Source organism: Micromonospora sp. H61, from assembly GCF_018070325.1.
In the GTDB taxonomy this organism is placed as follows: domain Bacteria; phylum Actinomycetota; class Actinomycetes; order Mycobacteriales; family Micromonosporaceae; genus Micromonospora; species Micromonospora salmantinae.
Window position 1 is genome coordinate 1 of sequence record NZ_JAGPXY010000167.1, and the last position, 3,208, is coordinate 3,208.

The 3,208-nt window shown below is 64.8% G+C and carries 2 protein-coding genes and 2 pseudogenes; 2 read left to right on the forward strand and 2 right to left on the reverse strand.

Going from position 1 to position 3,208, the window contains the following annotated elements; genetic code table 11:
- A pseudogene (locus KBX08_RS32660) lies at nt 1-508 on the reverse strand (hypothetical protein); the annotation flags it as partial.
- 101 nt (nt 509-609) lie between these two features.
- Nucleotides 610-1,281 (reverse strand): Crp/Fnr family transcriptional regulator, encoded by a 672-nt coding sequence (locus tag KBX08_RS34830; RefSeq protein WP_210787618.1) that lies wholly within the window; start codon nt 1,279-1,281, stop codon nt 610-612.
- 863 nt (nt 1,282-2,144) lie between these two features.
- Between KBX08_RS34830 and KBX08_RS34835 the strand changes: the two genes are divergently transcribed.
- Together KBX08_RS34835 and KBX08_RS32675 are read left to right on the forward strand one after the other, a co-directional pair.
- The gene (locus KBX08_RS34835; protein WP_210787619.1) at nt 2,145-2,888 is read left to right on the forward strand and encodes an NB-ARC domain-containing protein; all 744 of its coding nucleotides are present in this window, start codon (nt 2,145-2,147) and stop codon (nt 2,886-2,888) included.
- Between the two features lie 126 nt (nt 2,889-3,014).
- A pseudogene (locus KBX08_RS32675) lies at nt 3,015-3,208 on the forward strand (IS256 family transposase); the annotation flags it as partial.

Below are 3,208 nucleotides of genomic sequence, written 5' to 3' on the forward strand. Positions count from 1 at the left end.
CGAAAACTCGGTCCGATATGATCATCGCGACCAGAGCGATCTCTGGGCTGACGTCTCGCAGTGCCTCCTTGATCACATCCGCGTCGAGCAACCGATGCGTATCGTTCCGAGCAGCGCCGTTACCCGTGCTCGAGGGCGCCGCCGGGTCGATCGGTAGAGGACCCACGTGCAGGCTGACCCGCAGGCGCAGCGGTGCTTCGCCGGGCCGATCATTGCGTCGATGCGCAAGCCGCTCCTGGAGCAGCGCAGGGAACGGGTCAACAAGAAACGGGAGGATGCGCGGCGGAAGGCCGACAGCGAATCCGTCACCGGTGTCACCGAAAAAAGAGGGATCGGACCACTCCGCCTCGAGCCCTGCATCACGCAAGGCGCTACCGACGACCGTCTTGATGGCGGCCGAGGTTTCCTCGTGGACGCTACTAGGAAGTTTAGTGAAATCCTTAGCATCAACTGCGAGGATCGCCCGATAAGGCGGCAGAGGACGGGATGGGGCGCGGCGGGGTTGCATCGATAGGAGCCTTCCGCTGGTCGCTGGGTGACAGGACCATCGTGTCTGGCACTGAGCCCGCACTCTGCCCACCATTGGGCGCTCGCATGGTGACGGAACTATCACCCGTTTGCGCGGCGGCGCAAACCCCCAGCGTCCACAATGGTGACGCACCGACGGCCAGTATCGATGAGTCGCTCGGCGCGCAAGACGCCCAGAGCCAGCACGACCGCGTTGCGCGACGCCCCGATGAGCTCCGCGAGGTCCTGCTGTGGGAGGTCGATGGTCGTCCGCCCGGGGTCGATGGCCGCAGCGACGTGCAGGCGGACTAGCGCCCGAGCTACCCGCTGCAGGACGGGCAGGACGGCCAGCTCGGTTCGTTGGCTGTCGGACTCCCGCAATCGGCTGAACGCATAGCGGGTGAACCCGGCGGCGACCTCCCGCCGTTCCAAGAAGCGTCGTAAGTCCGGCCCATGCAGTAGGCGGCAAGTAAGTACGGTGAGCGCGGACACCGAGGCGGATCGCCGACCACCGTCGATGGCCGCGATGTCGCCTATTATGTCGCCCGCGTATCGGACGGTCAGCACCGCCTGGCCGCCCGCAGCTTCGCTCCGGACCACCTTGACGGCCCCCGCCAAGAGAACGAAGACGTGGTCACCACTGTCGCCCTGTCGGCATAGCTGATCGCCCGGGCGGAATACCCGCTGTACGCCAGATGTCCCGAGACCGTCCCAGTCGGCTGCCGAGATGAAGGCACGGATTCCATTGCCCGCTCGCTCAGCGTCAACTGACACGATTTGAACGTATACCGTCGATGCTCAAAACTCCTAACGTTGGAGTTTGCACGAGTAGACGAGGGGCAGGCGAGGCCGAGAAAGCCCGTGGATGGTCGTCGCGGCTTGCCCAGCATGCGTAGGCGGCGAAACCAGTGCAGCCAGGCGATGGTGCGCTGATCATGATCAGTCCACCATCGACGCGCCCTGTTCCTTAGGCAGGCGGCAGCCGCAGGACGACCCGTGTTCAGCTCACCGTGCCCAAATTTGGTTCCAGCCGACCGACGAAGCGACATCTGGCGGCAGCTGTAGCACTTGACGCGGAATCAGGAGACAAAATGCCGCTTCATCCAGGGCGCAGATGAAGCGGCAGGTCAGAGCGTTCTTCAGCGCGCACGACGACGGCCAACCATCTACGTGGTTACCGCCAACAAAGATCATCCGTTACCGGATGTTACCGCCGGTACCTGGGATGATCTTCATCTTCCCAGGTCAATCGGTCGGGACGGCCGGATTCGAACCGACGACCCCTTGACCCCCAGTTACAACCATTCTGTCACGGCATGCCAGAACCGATTGATACAGCCGCAGATGCGGACAGATTGGCAGCCCTTCGTGACGCCCTCTGCTGCCTTATGCCAACCACTCCGCGGCTGCCAGCCTCGAGCCGTTACCGGACTCGTTACGGCGACCGGTCAAGAACCCGCCCTGACATCGAGTCCAGGTAGCTCTGTTCCCTGCCCCCTCCATAGCAGACCCGCGCACGCGCCTTCACCAGCAACCGAGGTATCGGCATTCACGGTGGATGGACCCCGATCCACGCCCCATTTCACCAACCAACAGTGCACCATGGATCTGTCGCATCTACGGGCGATGATGGACTGGTGACTCACGGTTTCGGACGTCAGGGGACGCGTTGTCGGAGGCGCCTCGGCTGGCCGCTGGTTCTGGCTGTCACGGTGTTACCGGCGCTGACGGTGTGGTGGCTGGCGTTTGACTGGTCAGTGCCTCACCCCGAGTGGGTGTCGGTGGAGCAGGCCGGGTGGATCGCGGGCATCGTCAGTGCTTTGCTGGCTGCGGTCGGCACGGTTGCCGCCATCCTGGCGTTGCGCACCGGACCGCCGGCCGACCGGCTCGGACCAACCTCGAGTGGTCTCACGCAGGTTGGGCGGTTACCTTCGGCAGCTTCCTGGCTGCAGGACCGCGGCCCGCGCTTCGACGCAAGGACGATGACGAGGCCGGGTCGTACGGCGGCGGGCGCACAGATCTTGACGGGAATGGGCGGGGTGGGCAAGACCCAGTTGGCCGCGCGGTTCGCTCGCCAGTTGGTCGAGCGCCGACAGTTGGATCTGTTGGTGTGGGTAACAGCATCGAGCCGGGACGCGATCGTTGCTCGGTATGCCGAGGCGGCGACCGTCCTTGGGCTTGCCGGGGCGAGTGTTGCCGATTCCGATGCGGCCACCCGGCTGTTGGCGTGGTTGGCGCACACCGAGCGGCGATGGCTGGTGGTGCTGGACAACCTCGACAGCCCGGCCGACGCCGCAATGTGGTGGCCACCGATGTCCGTTGCCGGCCGCACATTGGTGACCAGCCGCGTGCGGGGGGCGTGTCAGATGAACTGTGGGTGAGGGGTGGCCCGATCGGCGGGCAGGATGTGTCTTGCCTGTTCAGGGAGGGTTTCACTCATGACAGTTATGGATGTTTCTCAGGAATCGGTGGACGGTGTTGAGTCGTCTGCGCCGCCGGCGGTGATCGTGGATAGCGAGGCTGCGGCGAAGGCCGCGGGTCTGCTCGCTCCGGAGGCGATCGACGCGTTGTTGGCCGATGCTGACCGGCGAGGGCTGGCGGTGGACGGGCCGGGTGGTCTGATCCAGCAGATGATCGGCGCGGTGTTGGAACGTGCGTTGGAGACCGAGATGGCCGAGCACCTCGGCTACGAACGCGGACA